The 17,965-nt window shown below is 61.8% G+C and carries 15 protein-coding genes and 1 pseudogene; 7 read left to right on the top strand and 9 right to left on the bottom strand.

The genetic code is table 11. The features are described from left to right. Window positions 1-39: 39 nt before the first annotated feature. The gene (locus R3E82_01175) at window positions 40-3,468 is read left to right on the top strand and encodes an EAL domain-containing protein (protein ID MEZ5549478.1); all 3,429 of its coding nucleotides are present in this window, start codon (window positions 40-42) and stop codon (window positions 3,466-3,468) included. A 44-nt stretch (window positions 3,469-3,512) separates the two neighbouring features. On the opposite strand, the gene R3E82_01170 is transcribed toward R3E82_01175, so the two are convergent. From R3E82_01170 to R3E82_01140, 7 genes and pseudogenes are all read right to left on the bottom strand, one after another. Further along, entirely contained in the window at window positions 3,513-4,796 is a 1,284-nt protein-coding gene (locus R3E82_01170) for a TRAP transporter large permease subunit (GenBank protein ID MEZ5549477.1), read from the bottom strand. Continuing rightward, complete coding sequence (locus tag R3E82_01165) at window positions 4,793-5,254, bottom strand: TRAP transporter small permease (GenBank protein MEZ5549476.1); 462 nt, start codon at window positions 5,252-5,254, stop codon at window positions 4,793-4,795. Before R3E82_01165 ends, R3E82_01170 begins: the two co-directional genes overlap by 4 nt. Next, window positions 5,247-6,308, bottom strand: a complete 1,062-nt coding sequence (gene dctP, locus R3E82_01160) for a TRAP transporter substrate-binding protein DctP (protein ID MEZ5549475.1) — start codon at window positions 6,306-6,308, stop codon at window positions 5,247-5,249. Before dctP ends, R3E82_01165 begins: the two co-directional genes overlap by 8 nt. Then, window positions 6,295-7,119 carry a TRAP transporter TatT component family protein gene (locus R3E82_01155; GenBank protein MEZ5549474.1) on the bottom strand — a complete coding sequence of 275 codons (825 nt, stop codon included), beginning with the start codon at window positions 7,117-7,119 and terminating at the stop codon, window positions 6,295-6,297. The genes dctP and R3E82_01155 overlap by 14 nt, the downstream gene beginning before the upstream one ends. Window positions 7,120-7,228: 109 nt before the next feature. Beyond that, a pseudogene (locus tag R3E82_01150) lies at window positions 7,229-7,579 on the bottom strand (redoxin domain-containing protein). A gap of 12 nt (window positions 7,580-7,591) precedes the next feature. Beyond that, window positions 7,592-7,834 carry a hypothetical protein gene (locus tag R3E82_01145; protein ID MEZ5549473.1) on the bottom strand — a complete coding sequence of 81 codons (243 nt, stop codon included), beginning with the start codon at window positions 7,832-7,834 and terminating at the stop codon, window positions 7,592-7,594. Window positions 7,835-7,929: 95 nt separating this feature from the next. Beyond that, window positions 7,930-8,877, bottom strand: coding sequence for a hypothetical protein (locus tag R3E82_01140; GenBank protein MEZ5549472.1), 948 nt, complete (start codon window positions 8,875-8,877; stop codon window positions 7,930-7,932). Between the two features lie 288 nt (window positions 8,878-9,165). On the opposite strand from R3E82_01140, the gene R3E82_01135 reads away from it, so the two are divergent. After that, entirely contained in the window at window positions 9,166-9,942 is a 777-nt protein-coding gene (locus R3E82_01135; protein MEZ5549471.1) for an enoyl-CoA hydratase, read from the top strand. Window positions 9,943-9,999: 57 nt separating this feature from the next. Here the strand turns inward: R3E82_01135 and R3E82_01130 are convergent, their stop codons facing one another. Beyond that, window positions 10,000-11,046, bottom strand: a complete 1,047-nt coding sequence (locus R3E82_01130; protein ID MEZ5549470.1) for an LLM class flavin-dependent oxidoreductase — start codon at window positions 11,044-11,046, stop codon at window positions 10,000-10,002. A gap of 114 nt (window positions 11,047-11,160) precedes the next feature. Here R3E82_01130 and R3E82_01125 point away from each other — a divergent pair, with 114 nt between their 5' ends. Beyond that, window positions 11,161-12,546 carry a serine hydrolase gene (locus R3E82_01125; protein MEZ5549469.1) on the top strand — a complete coding sequence of 462 codons (1,386 nt, stop codon included), beginning with the start codon at window positions 11,161-11,163 and terminating at the stop codon, window positions 12,544-12,546. Between the two features lie 5 nt (window positions 12,547-12,551). Here the strand turns inward: R3E82_01125 and R3E82_01120 are convergent, their stop codons facing one another. Beyond that, window positions 12,552-13,547, bottom strand: a complete 996-nt coding sequence (locus R3E82_01120) for a glucokinase (protein ID MEZ5549468.1) — start codon at window positions 13,545-13,547, stop codon at window positions 12,552-12,554. Window positions 13,548-13,651: 104 nt separating this feature from the next. Here R3E82_01120 and R3E82_01115 point away from each other — a divergent pair, with 104 nt between their 5' ends. From R3E82_01115 to R3E82_01100, 4 genes are read left to right on the top strand one after another with little or no spacing between them, the layout of a single operon-like run. Beyond that, window positions 13,652-15,226, top strand: coding sequence for a peptide ABC transporter substrate-binding protein (locus R3E82_01115; GenBank protein ID MEZ5549467.1), 1,575 nt, complete (start codon window positions 13,652-13,654; stop codon window positions 15,224-15,226). After that, window positions 15,223-16,143, top strand: a complete 921-nt coding sequence (locus R3E82_01110) for an ABC transporter permease subunit (protein MEZ5549466.1) — start codon at window positions 15,223-15,225, stop codon at window positions 16,141-16,143. The genes R3E82_01115 and R3E82_01110 overlap by 4 nt, the downstream gene beginning before the upstream one ends. Then, window positions 16,140-17,024, top strand: a complete 885-nt coding sequence (locus R3E82_01105) for an ABC transporter permease (protein MEZ5549465.1) — start codon at window positions 16,140-16,142, stop codon at window positions 17,022-17,024. Before R3E82_01110 ends, R3E82_01105 begins: the two co-directional genes overlap by 4 nt. After that, window positions 17,021-17,950, top strand: a complete 930-nt coding sequence (locus tag R3E82_01100; protein ID MEZ5549464.1) for an LLM class flavin-dependent oxidoreductase — start codon at window positions 17,021-17,023, stop codon at window positions 17,948-17,950. The genes R3E82_01105 and R3E82_01100 overlap by 4 nt, the downstream gene beginning before the upstream one ends. The last annotated feature ends 15 nt before the right edge of the window (window positions 17,951-17,965 follow it).

Below are 17,965 nucleotides of genomic sequence, written 5' to 3'. Positions count from 1 at the left end.
CTGTCTGGCCTGAGGATACAGGTCGGTTGTTGACTGGTCATGCAGCTCAACCGCGCCTCTGACATTTACCTGCTGGCCTGTGTCCCCGTCGCTGTCGCGGCGGGGATTCTGGCCGGGCTGGCACCATCGGATGGTCAGGCGACCGCCCTCGCCGCAATCGCTGTTGCCGTCATAGGACTCGCCGCCTTTGTGCTCCTGAAGCGACGCGCCAGTTTCATATCGCGCTTCGATCAGGTTTTCTACGATGCTCCGGCCGGCATGATGCTCCTGGATCTTGCCGGGGAGGTGACCTGGTCGAATCGGGCGCTGCAATCACTCTTCGGAGATCCAGACCAGCCGCTGACAGGTCAGCCCTTTCGTGACCTCCTCACCGGGGAAGGCTGGACCCGCCTGCAGGCAGACCGTGAACGGCTGCTCAGTGGCGGCCGACTGGATCTCGAAGGCAAGCTGCGTACGCGCGCCGGACAGACATTCTGGACCCGTGGCTACGCCACTCTGGTTCGCAATGATCAGGGTCGTCCCGAACACATTCTGGTGCAGATTCTCGATCAGTCCGCCGCCCACGACGCCAGCACGGCTGCGATCAGAACAGAAGAGCAGTTTCTCGCCACCCTGGATCTCACCTCCGATCTGATTCTGGATCTGGATGCCCGCGGCCGAATCCGCTACGCGAATCGTCAGGCGAGAAACGTCCTCGCTGCAGAAGGCGCAAGCTTGAGTGGCACCAGCATCCTCAACTACGTGCAGGCCGATCAGCGCACCGAATTCACCCGGCTGTTCAAGGATTCATACTCCACCAGTGACAGGATCAGCGAGCTGAAATCACTGCTGGTGCTTGGCTCCGCCACCGTGTCGAACACGGGTACGGATTCCGGCTCGACAGCAGCCGGCGCGACCGCTTCCCCGCCACGTTCAGGAACCGCGGCCCGCACTCTGGACGCCCGCCTGGTGCATCCCGCGAGTCACGATGGCGTGATGCTGGTCGCCCAGGATCTCAGTGAACACAACGCCTCTCTGGATCAGCTGCGGGCCTCGGAAGCAAGGTTTTCCCGGATATTCCACACGAGTCCGGACGCGATTCTCATTCTGCGCCACAAAGATTCCCTGGTGCTCGACTTCAACGCCGGATTCACCCGGCTGCTTGGCTATACCCGCGAAGACGCCATCGGCTATCTGGAGATGGATCTGCGTCTGTTCTTCGACCCCCTGGTCAGGCAGCAGACCGTGCAGCACCTGCTTGACGCAGGCGAACACAACGATCTCGAAGTCCGGCTCAGACGAAAGGACGGCGAACCGGTCACGGTCGAAATATCCATCCGCTACATCGAAATCGACGGGGAGCTCTGTGTCCTGTGTATCGGACGCGATATCTCCAAGCGAACCCTCGCGGAGGCCGCGCTGCGCGAAAGCGAAGAAAAATTCGAACAGGTCTTTCTGCGCAGCCCCGACGGCATCATCATCCTCAAACAGCAGGATCTCTCCATCTACGACATCAATACCGCCTTCGTGGACGCTTCCGGTTACTCCCGGGAAGCCCTGCTCGGGAAATCGATACTTGAGCTCGATGCCTTTTTCGACCCCAATGAACTCAAGGAAGCCTCCAGAGAACTCGCGGAGCAGGGTACGTTTTCAAACCGGGAGATGCGGCTGAAAACCCGTGACGGCAGCAGCATCCGGGCACTGGTCTCCGCCACGCTCGTCGATATCAACGATTCACCCTGCGTGCTCTGCGTCACCAAGGACATCAACGAACTCCGATCTGCAGAAGAGAAACTCCGCCAGAGCGAGCAGCGCTTCCGCGGCGCCTTCGAAAACGCCCCTATCGGCATCCTGCTGGTGGACAACGAAGGCCGGATATTTCAGGCAAACAACTTCGCTGCAGAAATGCTCGGATTCGAAGATCTCAGCCTCGACAACATGCACATCTCCCGGTTGATCCCATCCGAGGATCGCAGTCAGTTCAAGGAAACACTGCAACGCCTGATGACGGGTAAAGACGACACGCTTCGCGTCGAACGCCGTCTGCTGAGAAACGACAGCCTCGAGATCTGGACGAACCTGCACGTGGTCGTGCAGCGCGACAACGATGGGACACCTCAGTATCTGATCGTGCAGCTCGCTGACATCAGTGAGATGAAGCTGAGCCAGCGGCGCATGGAGCGCATGGCTTTCTACGACACCCTCACCGATCTTGCGAATCGACGCCTGTTCTTCGATCGACTCAGTCAGGTGATCGAACACACCCAGCGCGGTAACCATCTCGCCGGACTGCTCTACCTCGATCTCGATCAGTTCAAACGGGTGAACGATACCCTGGGACACGAGATCGGCGATGTGCTTCTCCAGGAAGTCGCCAGTCGCCTCTCCCGCTGTGTGCGCAAGGAGGACACCGTAGGTCGTCCTGGCGGCGATGAATTCACGGTGCTTCTCAGCGACATTCGGACGCCCTCAGACGCGAGCCTGGTCGCCGAAAAAATACTCAAGGCTCTGCGCCAGCCGCTCAACATCTCGGGGCACCAGCTGGTCATAACCCCGAGCATCGGAATCGCCATCATCCCGGATGACGGTCGCGACCCGAACGCGCTGATGAAGAACGCAGACCTCGCCATGTACCGTGCGAAGGAACACGGCAGAAACAACTTCCAGTTCTACAGCGAAGAAATGAATACCAATGCGGTGAAACGTCTGCGTACCGAATACGAACTGCGGCGTGCACTGGATCGGCAGGAATTTGAACTCTTTTACCAGCCCAAGGTCCGTCTCAGCGATCAGCGTATCGTCGGAGTGGAATGCCTGATCAGATGGCATCATCCGGATCGCGGCCTCCTCTCCCCGGTGGAATTTATCGATATCGCGGAAGAGACGGGTGCGATCGTTGACATGGGCAACTGGATCATCACGGAAGCGTGCAGAACGGGGAAACTGCTCAGCGACCAGCAGGGCGCCGAGCTCGAGATCGCGATCAACATGTCGCCCCGTCAGTTCAAGGATCCGAATCTGGTTGCCAACATCCGCCGCGCCCTCCGGGAGTCCGGTCTGAACCCGGCCTGTCTCGAAATCGAGATCACCGAAACCATGCTCATGAGCGAGGTCGAAGCTGCCAACCAGACGGTCCGGAAGCTCCACGGGCTCGGCTTGAAACTGGCGATCGACGACTTCGGTACCGGTTATTCTTCACTCAACTATCTGAAGAAATTTCCCATTGACACAGTGAAGGTCGATCGCAGTTTCATCATGGATATTCCCGGCAGCGCGGACGACATGGCCATCACCTCAGCGGTGATCGCCATGGCCCATAGACTGAACATGAGCGTGGTCGCGGAAGGGGTGGAAACCCGGGCGCAGCTCGAGTTCCTGCAGAGCAACGAATGCGAATTCGCCCAGGGCTATCTGTTCAGCAAACCGGTCCCCCTGGCCAGCATCCGTCCCATGCTGGCGCCAAACGTCCGGGTTCTGCACGGAAAATAGCAGCAGGCCCTGCGCCACACCTCGACCGCATCCTCCCGGATCCGTCAGTCTCTGATCAGTACCATGCTGAACCAGGGTACATAGGTGATGAGCGCCAGCGCGATCAGCAGCACCAGCATGAATGGCAGACTGGCCATATACAGTTCCACCAGCGGCTTCTTGAATCGATAGCTCGCGATAAACAGATTCATGCCGACAGGGGGCGTGAAGTAGCCGATCTGCATATTGGCGAGAAAGATGATGCCGAGATGCACCGGATGTATGCCGTACCCCGCGGCCACCGGCAGTATCAGCGGCACCACAATCACCAGCGCTGAAAAAATATCCAGCATCGCACCAAGCATGAGCAGAAAGACATTGAGCAGCAGCAGGAAGCCCAGCGTGCTCTCGACATGTGTCTGCATGAAGTGAAACAGCGCCTGGGGTACCTCCGCGTCGACCAGGAAGTTTGTGAACGCCAGAGCAACGCCCAGTACCAGCATGATGCCGCCGACCATCACCATCGAGTCGATCATGACCTTCGGCAGTTTGGTCCAGGAGACTTCCCGATACAGCACGACTTCCGCCAGTGTGACATAGAGCGCGGTCACTGCTGCCGCCTCGGAGATGGCGAAATAACCGGAATAGATGCCGCCCAGAACGATGACGGGCAGTGGCAGTTCCCAGCGTGCATCAGTAAGCGCCTGCAGCAGCACTCTGCCGGAGAAGGGAATCTGTTCGATACGACCGTCCCGATGCCGCCAGAGGGTGAATGCGATGAGCAGTGCCAGCATGAGCAGCATGGGCACTACCCCCGCGAGAAAAAGCTCGGAGATCGTGAAGCTCTCGCCCACATCCAGCTGCTGGGCAATGATTCCGTAGAGTATCAGCGGCACGGAGGGGACCAGCAGCAGTCCGAGACTGCCGGAGGTGGTTACCAGTCCCAGTGCGAAGCGCTCGTCGTAACCGGATCTGACCAGCGCCGGCAGCAGCAGAGCACCCAGCGCAACGATGGTCACTCCGGATGCGCCGGTCAGCGCAGTGAACAGTGCGCAGGCGACGAAACCCACCAGGGCGAGACCACTGGGCAATCCGCCGAAAATACTCTGCACCAGATTCACCAGGCGCTCGGATGTTTTCGCCTCCGCAAGCACGTAACCGGCGTAGGTGAACAGTGGCAGTGCGACGAGCAGTGGCGTGTCGACGATCCGATAGACCTCAATGGCGACGATGGCCAGATCGATGTCTGCGGAAACGAATCCCAGCATCGCGCAGGCCATAAGCACTGCGAACAGAGGAGCGCCTGCCAGAGCGGCTGCAAGGATGACCAGGATTCCCAGCCAGATCATGTCGATCGAACCGTGTGCAGCAGATAGCGCAGACTGATCAGTGCCCCGCCGAATGGCATTACCGACTCGCACACCCAGGCCGGGATTCCGGCAAAAGCGATGACGCCGTCTTCATAGTCGAGCAGCACGAACTGCAGGCTGTACCAGGCAAACACGGCTGCAATGATGCTGGTGAAGAGACTGCGGAATCTGCGCAATACTTCTTCGAATCCGGGCTTGATGAAGCGGGACAGCAGATCCATGCGGATGTGCTCGTCGTTCCGGGAGGCGATGGTCGCCCCCACGAAGGTGACCCAGAGCACCAGCACACGCACCATTGAGTCGCCCCAGAGTACGCCGGAGTCGAAAAAATTCCGGGCAATGACCTGATAGGCGGCGACGAGGATCATCGCACACAGCAGCACTACCATCAGCCCGCTTTCGATAAAGCGGAGCCGGACGATCAGCCTGTCAATCAAGACCTTCTCGGTATGCGGATCGAATCAGCAGAAGCTGCTCGTAGAGGGCCTCCGACACGATTCCACCTTCCACCAGTTCACGGGATGCGGTATCCGCCATCCTCTGCCAGCGCGCAGCCTCTGTCGGATCCGGTACTGCCCAGACCAGTCCCTGGTCTTTCAGAACCTCCACCGCGCGTTCATGATCAACCCGGTTCTGGTCGTTGACGCGTCGCACGACCTCGCTCATGACTTCGAGCACCACCTCCTGATCAGCCGCGTCCACCTTGTCGAACTGTTTGTCGTTGATGGCAAGCAGACCATAGACATACATCAGCGGCAGGTCATAGACATGCTTGAGTTGTGTGTGCCACTGCAGCGCTATCGCGCCGACGGGCGGTACAGCCACACTGTTGATCAGGCCGGTCTGCAATCCGCTCAGCACATCGGCGATGGACAGCGGAATCGGTGTGATGTCAAAGCTCGCCACGGTCTGCTCTGCGCCCTGATCGCCATCCGGAATCCACACCTTCTGTGCCTTCACGTCCTCATAGGTGGCAACCGGTGTCTTGGACATGGCATAGGCGAAACCCACTTCAGAAATCCCGAAGCCGACATACCCTGCCTCGCGCAGGCCCTTCATCAGCACCGGGTCCATCTGCGCGCGCACGGCATCAACCTCCTCGAGGTCGCGAAACAGCATGGGCAGTGTATAAAGCTGCAGGTCGGTGTAGGCCTGATTGAGTCCACCCGCCGTGAGCACCGCGCCATGCAGCTGGCCGACCCGGATTTTCCGCAGTACCGCCTTGTCGTCTCCCATCACCCCGCCGGGATAGAACTTGAAGGTCACCCGTTCGGACGTGCGCTGTGCTACCTCCTTCGCCCCTTCCCGCAGCACCTTCATCCAGATGGAGCCATCCGGTGACAGGGTGGCGACCTTGAAGACCACGGCGTGAGAAACGGATGCCAGTCCCAGCAGCGCAACAATCACTGCCAGTTTCAGTACGCGGTGTGTCCGCCAGCCGCCGGTGAACAGGGGGTGAATGTCGATCAGGCGCTCTCTAAAAATAGTCATCAGCACTGTCCAGTAGTTGCTTCGCGCGGCGCTGGGCCACGGTGTTGATCAGGGTAAGTCCGGGGCCTGCAGGATCGGCGGCGACCACCTCATTGAGCAGCTCGTCATGCAGGGCACGATCGAAGACCAGACGGGCATACTGATCCGCAAACATGACCTTGGTCATCAGAAGCTCGCCGTGTGAAATCTCGATGGCGGTCTCGAAGTGGCGCCGTCCCACCTCGGGCCGGCCACCCATGGCGGGTGGCAGCAGCGTCTCGAAGACCCCGAGATACAGATGGGGGCCGCCATGATCGTAGGTTTCATCGATTTCTGCGATTCGCAGCATGAGGGCCTTCACTCTGCCGAGTTCTGCTATCGCGGCGAAATCATCACTGTTGGCCTGAATCCAGCCTGCCCAGCTGCCACCGAGCTGATAGAGCAGGTCCACCTCATTGGCTTTCCGCTGTGCGAGCCAGGTTTCGTACTCAGCATAGTCCCGATTGCGCAATCCGCAGGCGTTTTTCAGTGACACGCATACTGCCCGTTCTGCATCCCGGAACGCCTGACCGGCCAGCAGTACGGCCCGCTCCGGATCGCTGACGAATGCTGCGGTGTAGGCAGACTTGAGACGGGAGCTCTGCAGCAGAAGGCTGGCGTTGTCCGGATTCTGCGCCAGCAGTCCGTCCATCAGGAGGAGATAGGCCGGCGCGCCGTCCTGCACCATCTGCAGATCGGGATTATCCAGGATCGCTTTGCCAAGCCCCTCGGTGAAACCGGAAGTCAGGTTCGAGACCACAGAAACACAGCCTGCCAGAGGCACGATGGCCATCACCAGCAATCGGTGCAGCCACCGTGGCCGCCGTAATCTCACCATATTCATCGCAAGGCTTAACTGGTGTGGTCAATAAGTTCGAGGCGCAAATCAACCATTCACAGGATCAGTCCGCTCCTCCTGCGGTTGCAGCGACAGCGGCGTAAATGTCCTCCATTTGTGGTCTTTCGCGATAGCCGGTCTCCGCAAATTTGGCCAGAATGGTACCTTCGGCGTTCACATACAGAACACCAGGGTGCGGGATGCCGTAGCCGGCGTCTCCCTCCACATAGGCCTCATTGCGGATTCCGTAGGCATTCACATGCTTCAGGCCTTCATCCTGCAGCAGCGGAAAGCCCAGCGACTGCTCGCTGTGAAACGCACTGAGAATGGCACGATCGTCATAGGTCATCGCCGCAACCCGCACACCCAGCTTCCCGTACCGCTCCTGCCACTGTGCCAGTTGGACCAACTGGCGTTTGCAGAAGGGTCACCAGTCCACCGAGCGGCTCATGAAGAGCAGCAGGCCACGCTCCCCTGTGAGCTCCGCCAGGGTCTGCACCCGACCGGACTGATCATGGGCTTCCAGCACCGGCAGCTGACTGCCGACCGCGGGACCCCAGGCGTCTGAATAGGAATCGGCAGCGGCGCACACCGCCATCATTCCCAGGACACCCAGTGCCGATGCGAACAGTCGCCGTATCAGTCGCCGTATCAATAATCGGTCATTCATCAAGCCTTCCTTTCTCATTTTATTCTGGTGCAGTTCCGGGTGCGTTTTCTCTGCTGAGTTTTCTTTCGGGGCACGCACTTTCTGGACTCGCCCCGCTAAAACGACTGGGGCCCACCCGTATCCACGACCCCTCCTCGCGCTTCCAGTGGCAGCAGTACGATCTCCTTCAGTCCCAGCTGCTCTACCGCCGCCGCGATTTCCTCCCGGTAAGACTGCGTTGCTCCGACGAAGGCACCCGCCACCAGCTTTCCACGCTGTTTGGCAAGATGACGGCGCTCCCGTCGCAGCACTTTTTCCAGCCGTGCAGCCACCTTCCCCTTGATACCCGACCTGCGCAGCGTACGGGCAAAGGCCTCCAGTTCCAGCTGATCCTCAACCTTCACAGCCAGCCTCGTGAGATGCCAGCGTCGCGTTCTGCCAGCTTCAGACAGTGCGGGTCGAAGAAGTTCCAGATGGTGAGTACAGTGTCGCAGCCATCGCGCGGCACGCAGCAGCCGCTTCTGCGAAGCACTCTGCCCTTCGGCTGCAATGAGATCGAGGCGTTTGACCAGCTTCTCCGCCCGTTCGAACGCACGCAGCATGCCATGTTCGATCAGCGCCTCCTCGGCAACCTGACGCAGGGGCTGATACTCGCGCCAGCGGGCAGACTCATCCTGCAACAGACAACTCAGACGGTCGCACAGGGTGTGAGAAATACCCCCGGAATCCACAGCCGGGGCGCCTGCGATGAAGTCAGCAAGACCGGCTGCTTCCTCAGAGTCGGCCCCGGCTGACTGCAGCAATCGACGCGCACCCCGAATCTCAGGAGCCTCTTCACGGGTGCAGATCGCGACGATCTCACGCAAATCCCGGCGGGCCGCATCGTGTTGCAGCTTGCCCACGGACCATTGCATCATCTGCCAGAGCGACAACAGCTCCTCCGCCTGACCTGCAAGCAGCCGTGCCTCCGAGTCTGGAAGACCCGCATCCGGGTCCCGCAATCTGAGCAGACTGCGGGTCAGCGATTGCAGCGCAACGCTAACGATATAGTCTGCAAACTGCATTCGGCCGTACACCTGCACGAATCTCCACAATCACGAATCTCCAGCAATAGAGGCACTGCCACCGGACTGAGCCTCTTTTCAATCCTAGCTCACTGAATCACGCGAGCATAGGCTGGGGGAACCCCTGACTGATCCGGGACGCCTGAGGCGGCTGACCGCGTTGTGTCCTCTGACCGTGGGGCCTACCATGGCCGCCGGAACACGCCTCGGCACCAGCTGCGAGGGATGCGCCCAGACCCCGCATCTGCCAGGCACTCCGCCAGACGAGCCTTCCAGAGTAGGAATCCCATGAGCCAGCCACTGATTCTCGTCGACAGAGATCTCGGGATAACCCGGGTCACCCTGAATCGACCCGAAGCGCTCAACGCGCTGTCCACACCCCTGCGCAACGCCATCACTGAGACCTTCTTCGAACTGGCCGATGACCCGGCCACCGAGGTGATCATTCTCACCGGTGCCGGACGCGCCTTTACGGTCGGACTCGATCTCAAGGAACTCGGCGGCGAACGGGATCCGGGCACTACGATCAGCTCACGCAATCTCAGCGACGCCCTCGCTGCGGTGCGCAAGCCCGTCATCGGTGCAATCAACGGCTTCGCAATCACGGGGGGCTTCGAGCTGGCGCTGATGTGCGATTTCCTGATCGCATCCACCGAAGCCCGTTTCGCCGACACACACGCACGGGTAGGGGTGGTGCCGGGCTGGGGGCTTTCTCAGCGGCTGCCGCGTCTGATCGGAATCAACCGCGCCAAGGAGCTCTCGCTTACCGGAAACTTCCTCGATGCGCAGACGGCCTGCGCCTGGGGTCTGGTGAATCGAGTCGTTACACCGGAAGACCTGCTGCCCACCTGCGAGTCACTGGCCAGGGACATTATCAGTACCGAACCTGTCACCCGAGCCGAAATCCTGCGCATCATGGATGCAGGATGGGACACTACTCTCGCCGAGGGACTCGACATGGAGCTGAAAGCCAGCACCGCGCACGGCCGCGCGGAGGTCACTGCGGACAAGGTCGCGGCGCGGCGCGCGGATATCCAGTCCCGCGGGCGGGACCAGAGCCGCTGAACCCCGGGGTTTCGCTCCGCAGCTGCCCTGTGAGTCGATTTCGGTTGCAGAGGTTTCCTAGAGCGAGCGCGCGAAGTCCACCACCCGGCCGAGTGTTTCGAGACGCTCAGCCAGGGTGCGACCGACGGGTTGCACACGCAGCGTGTTCACCCCCGCCCTGTGGTAGGCGCGGATACGCTCGTGCACCGTGGCTTCGTCGCCGAGCAGATTGGCTTCCACGATCATGCCATCCGGTACCCGGGCGGCAGCCTCTTCCCGTTTTCCCGCAACCCACAGCGCCTGCACTTCCTGAGCCGCTTTTTCCCACCCGCCGCGCTGGTAAGCCTCGTTGTAGAAGTTGGTCTTGGCAGAGCCCATTGCCCCCAGGGTGAAGGCCATCCCCGGCTTCAGAGCCTTGATCACCGGTGCCACATCGTCCGTGAATGCGACAGTGCCGCCTACCTGGATGTCCACATCCGCCAGCGTCCGGCCTTTCGACTTCGCACCCTTTTCGATGAAGTCGAGGTGCGCGCCGGCATGTTCGGGTGTGAATGAGGTGCCGAGCCAGCCGTCTGCGGCGGCACCCGTGTACTCGAGACTCTTCGGGCCGAGGGTGGCGAGATAGATGGGAATGTTCTGATTGCCCGGCTGCGACAGCCGCAGCGCCTTGCCTTCGCCACCCGGCAGCGGGAGCTCGTGATACCTGCCGTGATACTCGAGTTTCTCTCCCGCAAAAGCCAGGCGAATGATGTCCACCGTCTCCTGCATGCGGGTCAGCGGCGCCTTGAAGGGGCGTCCCTGCAGTCCCTCCACTACCTGGGGTCCGCTCGCACCCAGCCCGAGGATGAAGCGGTCGTCGGAAATCGCAGCCATTGTCAGTGCCGTCATCGCGGTCATGGAGGGGGTACGGGCACTGATCTGCATGATGCCGGTGCCCAGACGGATGCGTTCTGTCTTCGCTGCCAGATAGGCCAGCGGGCTGATGGCATCCAGGCCCCAGGCTTCCGCCGTCCACACTGTGTCGACACCGAGCTTTTCGGCCTCGACCACATAGTCCACCTGATCGGCGAAGTCGCGTTTTCCTCCAGAAGCCGCGCCGCCGATTCCGATACTCACTTTCAACATGGTCTTTCCCCCGGTTCCACCAGTACAGGCGTGATCAGAAAGCATGCACCCCATGTGGGCACACAATGCTTGTCCGCAGGGCTAAGATGGTAACCATTGTGGAGGGAGAACACGATGCGATCACTGCAACGAATACTGGCAACCCTGACACTGCTGCTGTCCGGAGCACTCATGGCTTCCGGGCAGAGCGCATACCAGCTTCCCGGTGGTGCTGCGGACTATTCTGACCCGTACATCGCCGCGGGATTCAGGGCGCTGTTCACCTGCTCCGCCCACTTTCTCATGCACCGCGACCTGGCGGAAATCGAGCGGGTTGAACTTGCTGATACCCGCACCCTGGGGCTGCCGCTTCCCGAGATCGATTCCGAACGGGGACTCGTGCGGGCCGGTGATGGCCAGGGTCGGTCGGTGATCGCCGCATTCCGGGACACCATGGGCTGCACGGTGCTGCCACCGCACTGGTCCAGTGGAGATGTCCCACGTCTGCCCTACGTGCAGCGTGCACTGCCCCGGCATGATGCGAGCAGACCATACCCGTTCGGAGATGGGGCGGCACCGAACCCTGATCGACAGCAGAAGGCGCTGCTTGAGAAGGCGTTCGACAGCGAAAGTTATGGCGACGGTACTGTCACCGCCGCTGTCGTGATCATCAAAAGTGGCCGCATCGTCGCCGAACGCTACGCGCCGGGTTTCGGCATCCATCAGGGCTACCGGACCTGGTCCACGGCCAAGAGCATCAGCGCCAGTCTGATCGGTATCGCCGTTGGCCGCGGTCTCGTCGACATTCATGCACCGGCACAGATTCCTGAGTGGCAGGGACCGGGAGATCCCCGTGCCGCCATCACACCCGCGCACCTCCTGCACATGTCCAGTGGGCTGTGGAGTGAGGGCTCGAATACCAACGCGCTGTATTTCGCCGGTCAGGACGTGATCAGCGCGGCCACCACCACCCACCTCGAGGCCGAACCCGGCTCACGCTGGAAGTACGCCAACAACGACACCCTGCTGCTGTTGCGCACCCTGCGCGCGGCCCTCAACGACGACCTCAGCTATCTGCGCTTCCCTTACGATGCACTCCTGCATCCCGTCGGCATGTTCGACACCTGGATGGAAACGGATCATCGGGGCAACTTCATCGGCTCCAGCCAGGTCTATACCACCGCCCGGGACATCGGTCGACTCGCCCTCCTCTACCTCAACGATGGCATGTGGGGAGATCGACGCATCCTGCCGGAAGGATGGGCCCGCTTCGTAGCCACACCGGCGCCCGCACTGCCACCCCAGTCGGGGCGCCAGGGTTATGGCGCCCAGTTCTGGCTGTTCGACACCATCGAAGGTATCCCGCCCGGGACCTACACCACCGCGGGGAACAAGGGCCAGTTCGGCACCGTGGTGCCGGTACATGACATGGTCGTGGTGCGCACGGGCGTGGATCCCCTCGGCAGCCAGTGGAATCAGCCCCAGTTCGTGATCGATGTGATTGCCGCCTTTGCGCAGTGAGGGATTCAGCGGGCGGCCAGTCGTTTCTCCAGGCACACCCGCGCGCCGAGCAGCCCCGGGTCATCATCGAGAATGATGTACAGCGGAATCGCCGGCACGAAATCCTGGTGGCTGCAGCGCTCGTCGAACCGGCGCCGCAGGGCGCTGGTCTGTGCAAAATCCACGAGGGCAGGAACGATACCGCCACCGATGTATACCCCGCCCCGGGCGCACACGGTCAGAGCCAGGTTTCCAGCAGCGGTGCCCAGCCAGGCAAAAAACAGCTCCAGAGTCTGGTGACAGATCGGATCGCTGACCGATACGCCCAGCCGGGTGACGTCTGCCGGCGCCAGAGCGTCCGGTTGCGCGCCCCAGATTTCACAGATGCAGCGATACAGGTTCACCAGCCCGGGGCCGGAGAGGATGGCCTCCCAGCAGACTGACCCGGCTATCCGGGGCAGCAGATTCAGTACTTCGGATTCCAGCGGATTGCCGGGTGCGATGTCCGCATGACCGCCTTCCGAATCCAGCACCCGCCAGTCATCCGCAGCAGTTTTCGAGGTCCCGTTCGGAGGCACCAGCACACTCATCCCGAGCCCGCTGCCGGGACCAAGCAGTGCCCGTACCGCGCCCGGCTCGCTGACCGCACTTCCGCCCAGCTGATGGAGACGCTCCAGCCACGGCACAGCATGGGCCAGGGCGTGGAAGTCGTTGACGATCAGAACCTCGCAGCCGAGCCGGCCTGTCAGATTCACAGGATCGAATTCGATCCCGAGATTGGTGATATAACCGGAGCCTCCGGTCACGGGCCCGGCTATCGCCATGCAGGCCGCTGCTGCAGTATCCATCCCGAGTTCCGCCATCGCGGCATCCAGCAGCGCGTCCGCCCGGGTATAGCCGGTGGTGGGCAGCAGCACTTTCTTCATGCTCCCACCCCGCACCCGGGCAAACCGCGCGTTGGTCGCGCCGATATCGGCAATCAGCCAGTCGTCCTTCATTGCGGCGGAAGTATGCGCGAGCATGTTGCTATTGCAAGGCAGGCCCCTTGAGTTCAATAAGGTGGCCGGGCAGCCCCGCCCCCGAACCACCTCTTTCTTGGCCGGGTGTCATTGAGTAAGGTGCCCCCATGCACAAATTCCTGGCAAATCGACTGCTGTCGGCCCTGCTGATTACGCTGATCTGTGGACCACTGGCCGCTGCAGAGGAACTGCGCATCGGCAATCCGGGAGAACCGCAGACGCTGGATCCGCACCGCTACAACCTGCGCCTCGAAGAGACCCTGCTCACCGATCTGTTTCTCGGCCTTACCAGCTTCGATGCCCGGGGACAGATCACAGCTGGCGCCGCGGCATCCTGGTCGGTGAGTGACGATGGGCTGCGCTGGACGTTTCAGCTGCGCAGTGATCTGCGCTGGTCGGATGGCAAACCCCTCAACGCGCACGACTTCGTCTACTCGTTCCGGCGTCTGCTCGATCCAGCCACCGCGGCGAGCCTCGCTTACTTCATGTATCCCCTCAAGAACGCCGCCGCCGTCAATGGCGGGCGCCTGCCACCCGACGCCCTCGGTGTCAGCGCACCCGAACCGCACACCCTCGTTCTGGATCTGGAGCAACCCTATCCCTATCTGCCGGAGCGGCTCCTCTACCCCACGGCTTTCCCGGTACCCGGCCACGTCATCGAAAAGCGGGGAGATGACTGGGTCAAGGCCGAAAACTGGGTATCGAACGGTGCCTATGTTCTCGATGAGTGGCGCCCCCAGGCCCACGTGCGCATGAAGGCGAATCCGCACTTCCATGAGTCTGTCGCCATCCCCGCCGTCTCCTACCTGCCCTTCGCCAGTGAACAGGCGGCCTACAATCGTTATCGAAGCGGCGAGGTGCACGCAATCGGCGCCTTTCCGGCGGAAGAACTCGACTTTGCTGCACGTGAACTCGGCGATCAGCTGCGACTGTCGCCGCTGCTGTCCATCGTCTATCTGGTGTACAACACCACCCGCCCTCCCTTCGCTGACGCCCGGGTGCGGGAAGCGCTGACCCTGGTCATCGACTCGACGCTGCTCACGGACAGAGTTCAGCGATCAGGGAATCGGGCGAGTCTGAGCTTCGTCCCGGCACTGGTCGCCGACTATGAACCTGTGCCGGTACCCCATGCGACGCTGGATCCTCCGCAGCGGCTGGACCGGGCCCGCCGTCTGCTGGCTGATGCGGGCTTCGGCCCCGACCGGCCTCTGCAGGTGACGCTGCGTCACGTCAGCAATGCGGAAGCCAAACGCACCAATCTCGCCATCGCCGCATTCTGGAAGCAGCTCGGTGTGGACGCACGCCTTCACCAGTCCGAACTCAAGGTGCATTTTTCCGATCTGCGGCAGGGTGATTTCGATGTGGCCCAGGCGGGCTGGTTCGGGGAAAACAACGCCGAACACTATCTGGGTCTGCTGGTTTCCGACACCGGCAATGTCAACTATGGCCGCTATGCAAGTCCCGGCTACGACAGCATCATGTCCCGGGCGCGCGCGCTGGCCACGCTTCCGGAGCGCAATGCGGCACTTCGGGAAGCAGAATCCTTCGCGATAGCAGAATACCCGGTCGCGCCTCTGTGGACGGTCACCGTGCGCAGACTGGTTTCTCGGGATCTCGCGGGCTGGCACGAAAACGCCCGGGACGTGCATCCGGTGCGCTTCCTTTCCTGGCAACGGCATTGACGCGATTTCTGGCTGTCCGGTTCCTTGTCAGCCTTCTGACATTCTGGCTTACGGTGTCGCTCGTCTTCTTTCTGGTCCGGCTCGCCCCGGGAGGTCCCTTCGACGACGAGCGACGGCTGCCTCCGGAAGTGGAAGCCAATCTGCTTGCCGCCTACAACCTGGATCAGCCCCTGCACAGGCAGTATGTCGACTACCTCGGGATGCTGATCTGTGGTGATCTCGGCCCCTCCTTCAAGCAGAAGGATTTCAGTGTCGGCGATCTGATTCGGGCCGGCCTCCCGGTGAGTCTCACAGTGGGATTGAGCGCGCTGGGCCTGGCCCTGATCGTCGGTGTCGCACTCGGTGCTGCCGCCGGACTGCGCGCCGGATCTTTTGTCGACAGCCTTGTCATGAGCATCGCCAACTTTGGAATCGCACTGCCGTCCATCGTGCTGGCACCCCTGGCCGTCCTGGTTTTCGCCGTCTGGCTGGGGTGGCTGCCTGCCGGTGGCACGGGAACACTCCGGCACTTCGTGCTGCCTTCCCTCGCCCTGTCACTGCCCTTTGTGGCGGCGATCGCCCGCCTCACCCGGGGCAGCATCGCGGAGACCGTGCTCGAACCTCATGTGATGACCGCGCGGGCCAAGGGCATCCCCGATCATCAGATTCTGCGACGACACATTCTGCCCATCGCTCTGCTGCCGGTACTGAGTTTCCTAGGACCCGCCGCCGCCGCATTGCTGACCGGATCCGTGGTGATCGAGCAGGTGTTCGAGCTGCCCGGCATCGGACGCTATTTCGTGCAGGCAGCCTTGAATCGCGACTACACACTGGTGATGGGGGTTGTGGTGGTCTACGCCGCCTTTATCCTGCTCTTCAATCTGCTGGTGGACGTCTGCTACGCCAGACTGGATCCCCGGATCCGGCTGACCGCATGATTCGCGCCGTTGTGGTTCAGGCGTGCTTCGGATCGCTGCTGGGTCGCTGCTGCACGGCCTGGCTCGTCATCGTGGCCGCTGCCGCATTGATCGGACCCGAACTGTCTCCCTGGGATCCCACCAGCATCGACTGGGACGCACTGGTCGCAGCCCCCGATGCCAGCCACTGGTTCGGTACCGATCTGATCGGCCGGGATCTGTTCGCCCGGGTCATGCTGGGTGCCAGGGTGAGCCTCGGAGTCGCCCTGATAGCCACAGCAGTCAGCGTTTTCATTGGAGTTCCCTACGGCGCTCTCGCCGGTCTGCTCGGCGGACGCGTCGATCAGTCGCTGATGCGCATAGTCGACGGACTCTACGCGCTGCCCTTCATTCTCATCGTGATACTGCTGGTGGTGGTGTTCGGACGGGAACCCTATCTGCTGTTCCTCGCCCTGGGCGCCATTTTCTGGCTGGACATCGCGCGCATCGTGCGGGGTCAGACGCTGCGGGTCAGAGAGCAGACCTACATCAGCGCAGCCCGGGCCATGGGCGCCGGCAGCGGCACCATCCTCCTGCGCCACGTGGTGCCGAACGTAGCCGGCCCCGCCCTGGTCTACGCCACACTGACCGTTCCTGCAGTAATCCTCGCGGAGAGCTTCCTGAGTTTTCTCGGACTGGGTATCCAGGAGCCGGATACCAGCTGGGGCGTGCTCATCGCCGACGGCACCCAGAGCATGGAATCCGCACCCTGGGCCCTGTTCTTTCCGGCACTCGTCCTCGGACTCACGGTGTGGAGCACCAACATGCTCGGCGACCGGCTGCGGGATCAGTTCGACCGGGAAACCCGCGGGTATGCCCGCGGGTATACTGCGGGCCATTCCAGAACGGGCACCTCACCATGACCATCAGCGCCGGTCTCGGCATCGCCAGCTATCCCTTCGCAAACCCGGGCGAGTTCTGGTCCTGGGTCGATCTGTGTGAAGACAGCGGTGTGGACTCACTCTGGCAGAGCGATCGGATCATCGGTGCGGATCCGAATCTGGAGTGCATGTCGGTGATGGCTGCCCTTGCGGGCAGAACCCGACGGCTGAAATTCGGGATGAACGTGGCAAGCCTGGGATTGCGGGATCCGGTTCTCATGGCGAAGGCATGTGCCACCATCGATGTGCTGAGCGAAGGCCGACTGCTGCCGGCTTTCGGCGTCGGCAGCGCACGCTCCAGGGACTACAGCGCGACCGGCACCCCGACCCGCGCCCGCGGCCAGCGCGCCGCTGAAGGGCTGGAAATCCTGACACGACTGTGGAGCGAAGAATCCGTGACTTTCGCGGGCACCCACTACCGGCTCGAAGACGCCAGCATTGCGCCGAAACCCGTGCAGAAACCGCTCCCGTTGTGGGTTGGCGGCTCCGCCGAAGCGGCCGTGCAGCGCACCGCGCGCTGGGGCACCGGCTGGCAGGCGGGAATCGAAACTCCGGCTGAGGTTGCGCCCGTCATTGCCGCCATCAAAGCGGCGCTGCCGGCCCACAACCGGCAGATCGACGAAGATCATTTCGGCGCAGGCTTCGGATTCCGCTTCGGCAGCCCGGATGAACCCGCCATCGCCCGCTATCGGGAAGTGCTGCAGAAACGCCTGGGTAAGGATCCGGACGGGCTGATGGCAGTGGGTGACGCCTCCGACATCCTCGGGCTGATCGACGCCTTCCGGGGCGTCGGCGTGCACAAGTTCATCCTGCGTCCGATCAGCTTCAGCGGGACGGACTACATTGCCCAGACCCGTCGGCTCATCGATGAGGTGTTGCCGGAAATCGCCAGACTCAACCGGCGCTGAACGGGAACCTGGTGG

It is taken from the genome of Pseudomonadales bacterium, from assembly GCA_041395945.1.
GTDB lineage: Bacteria > Pseudomonadota > Gammaproteobacteria > Pseudomonadales > Azotimanducaceae > SZUA-309.
Note: the sequence above shows the minus strand (reverse complement) of the source record. Positions and strands in the feature narration are given on the sequence as shown.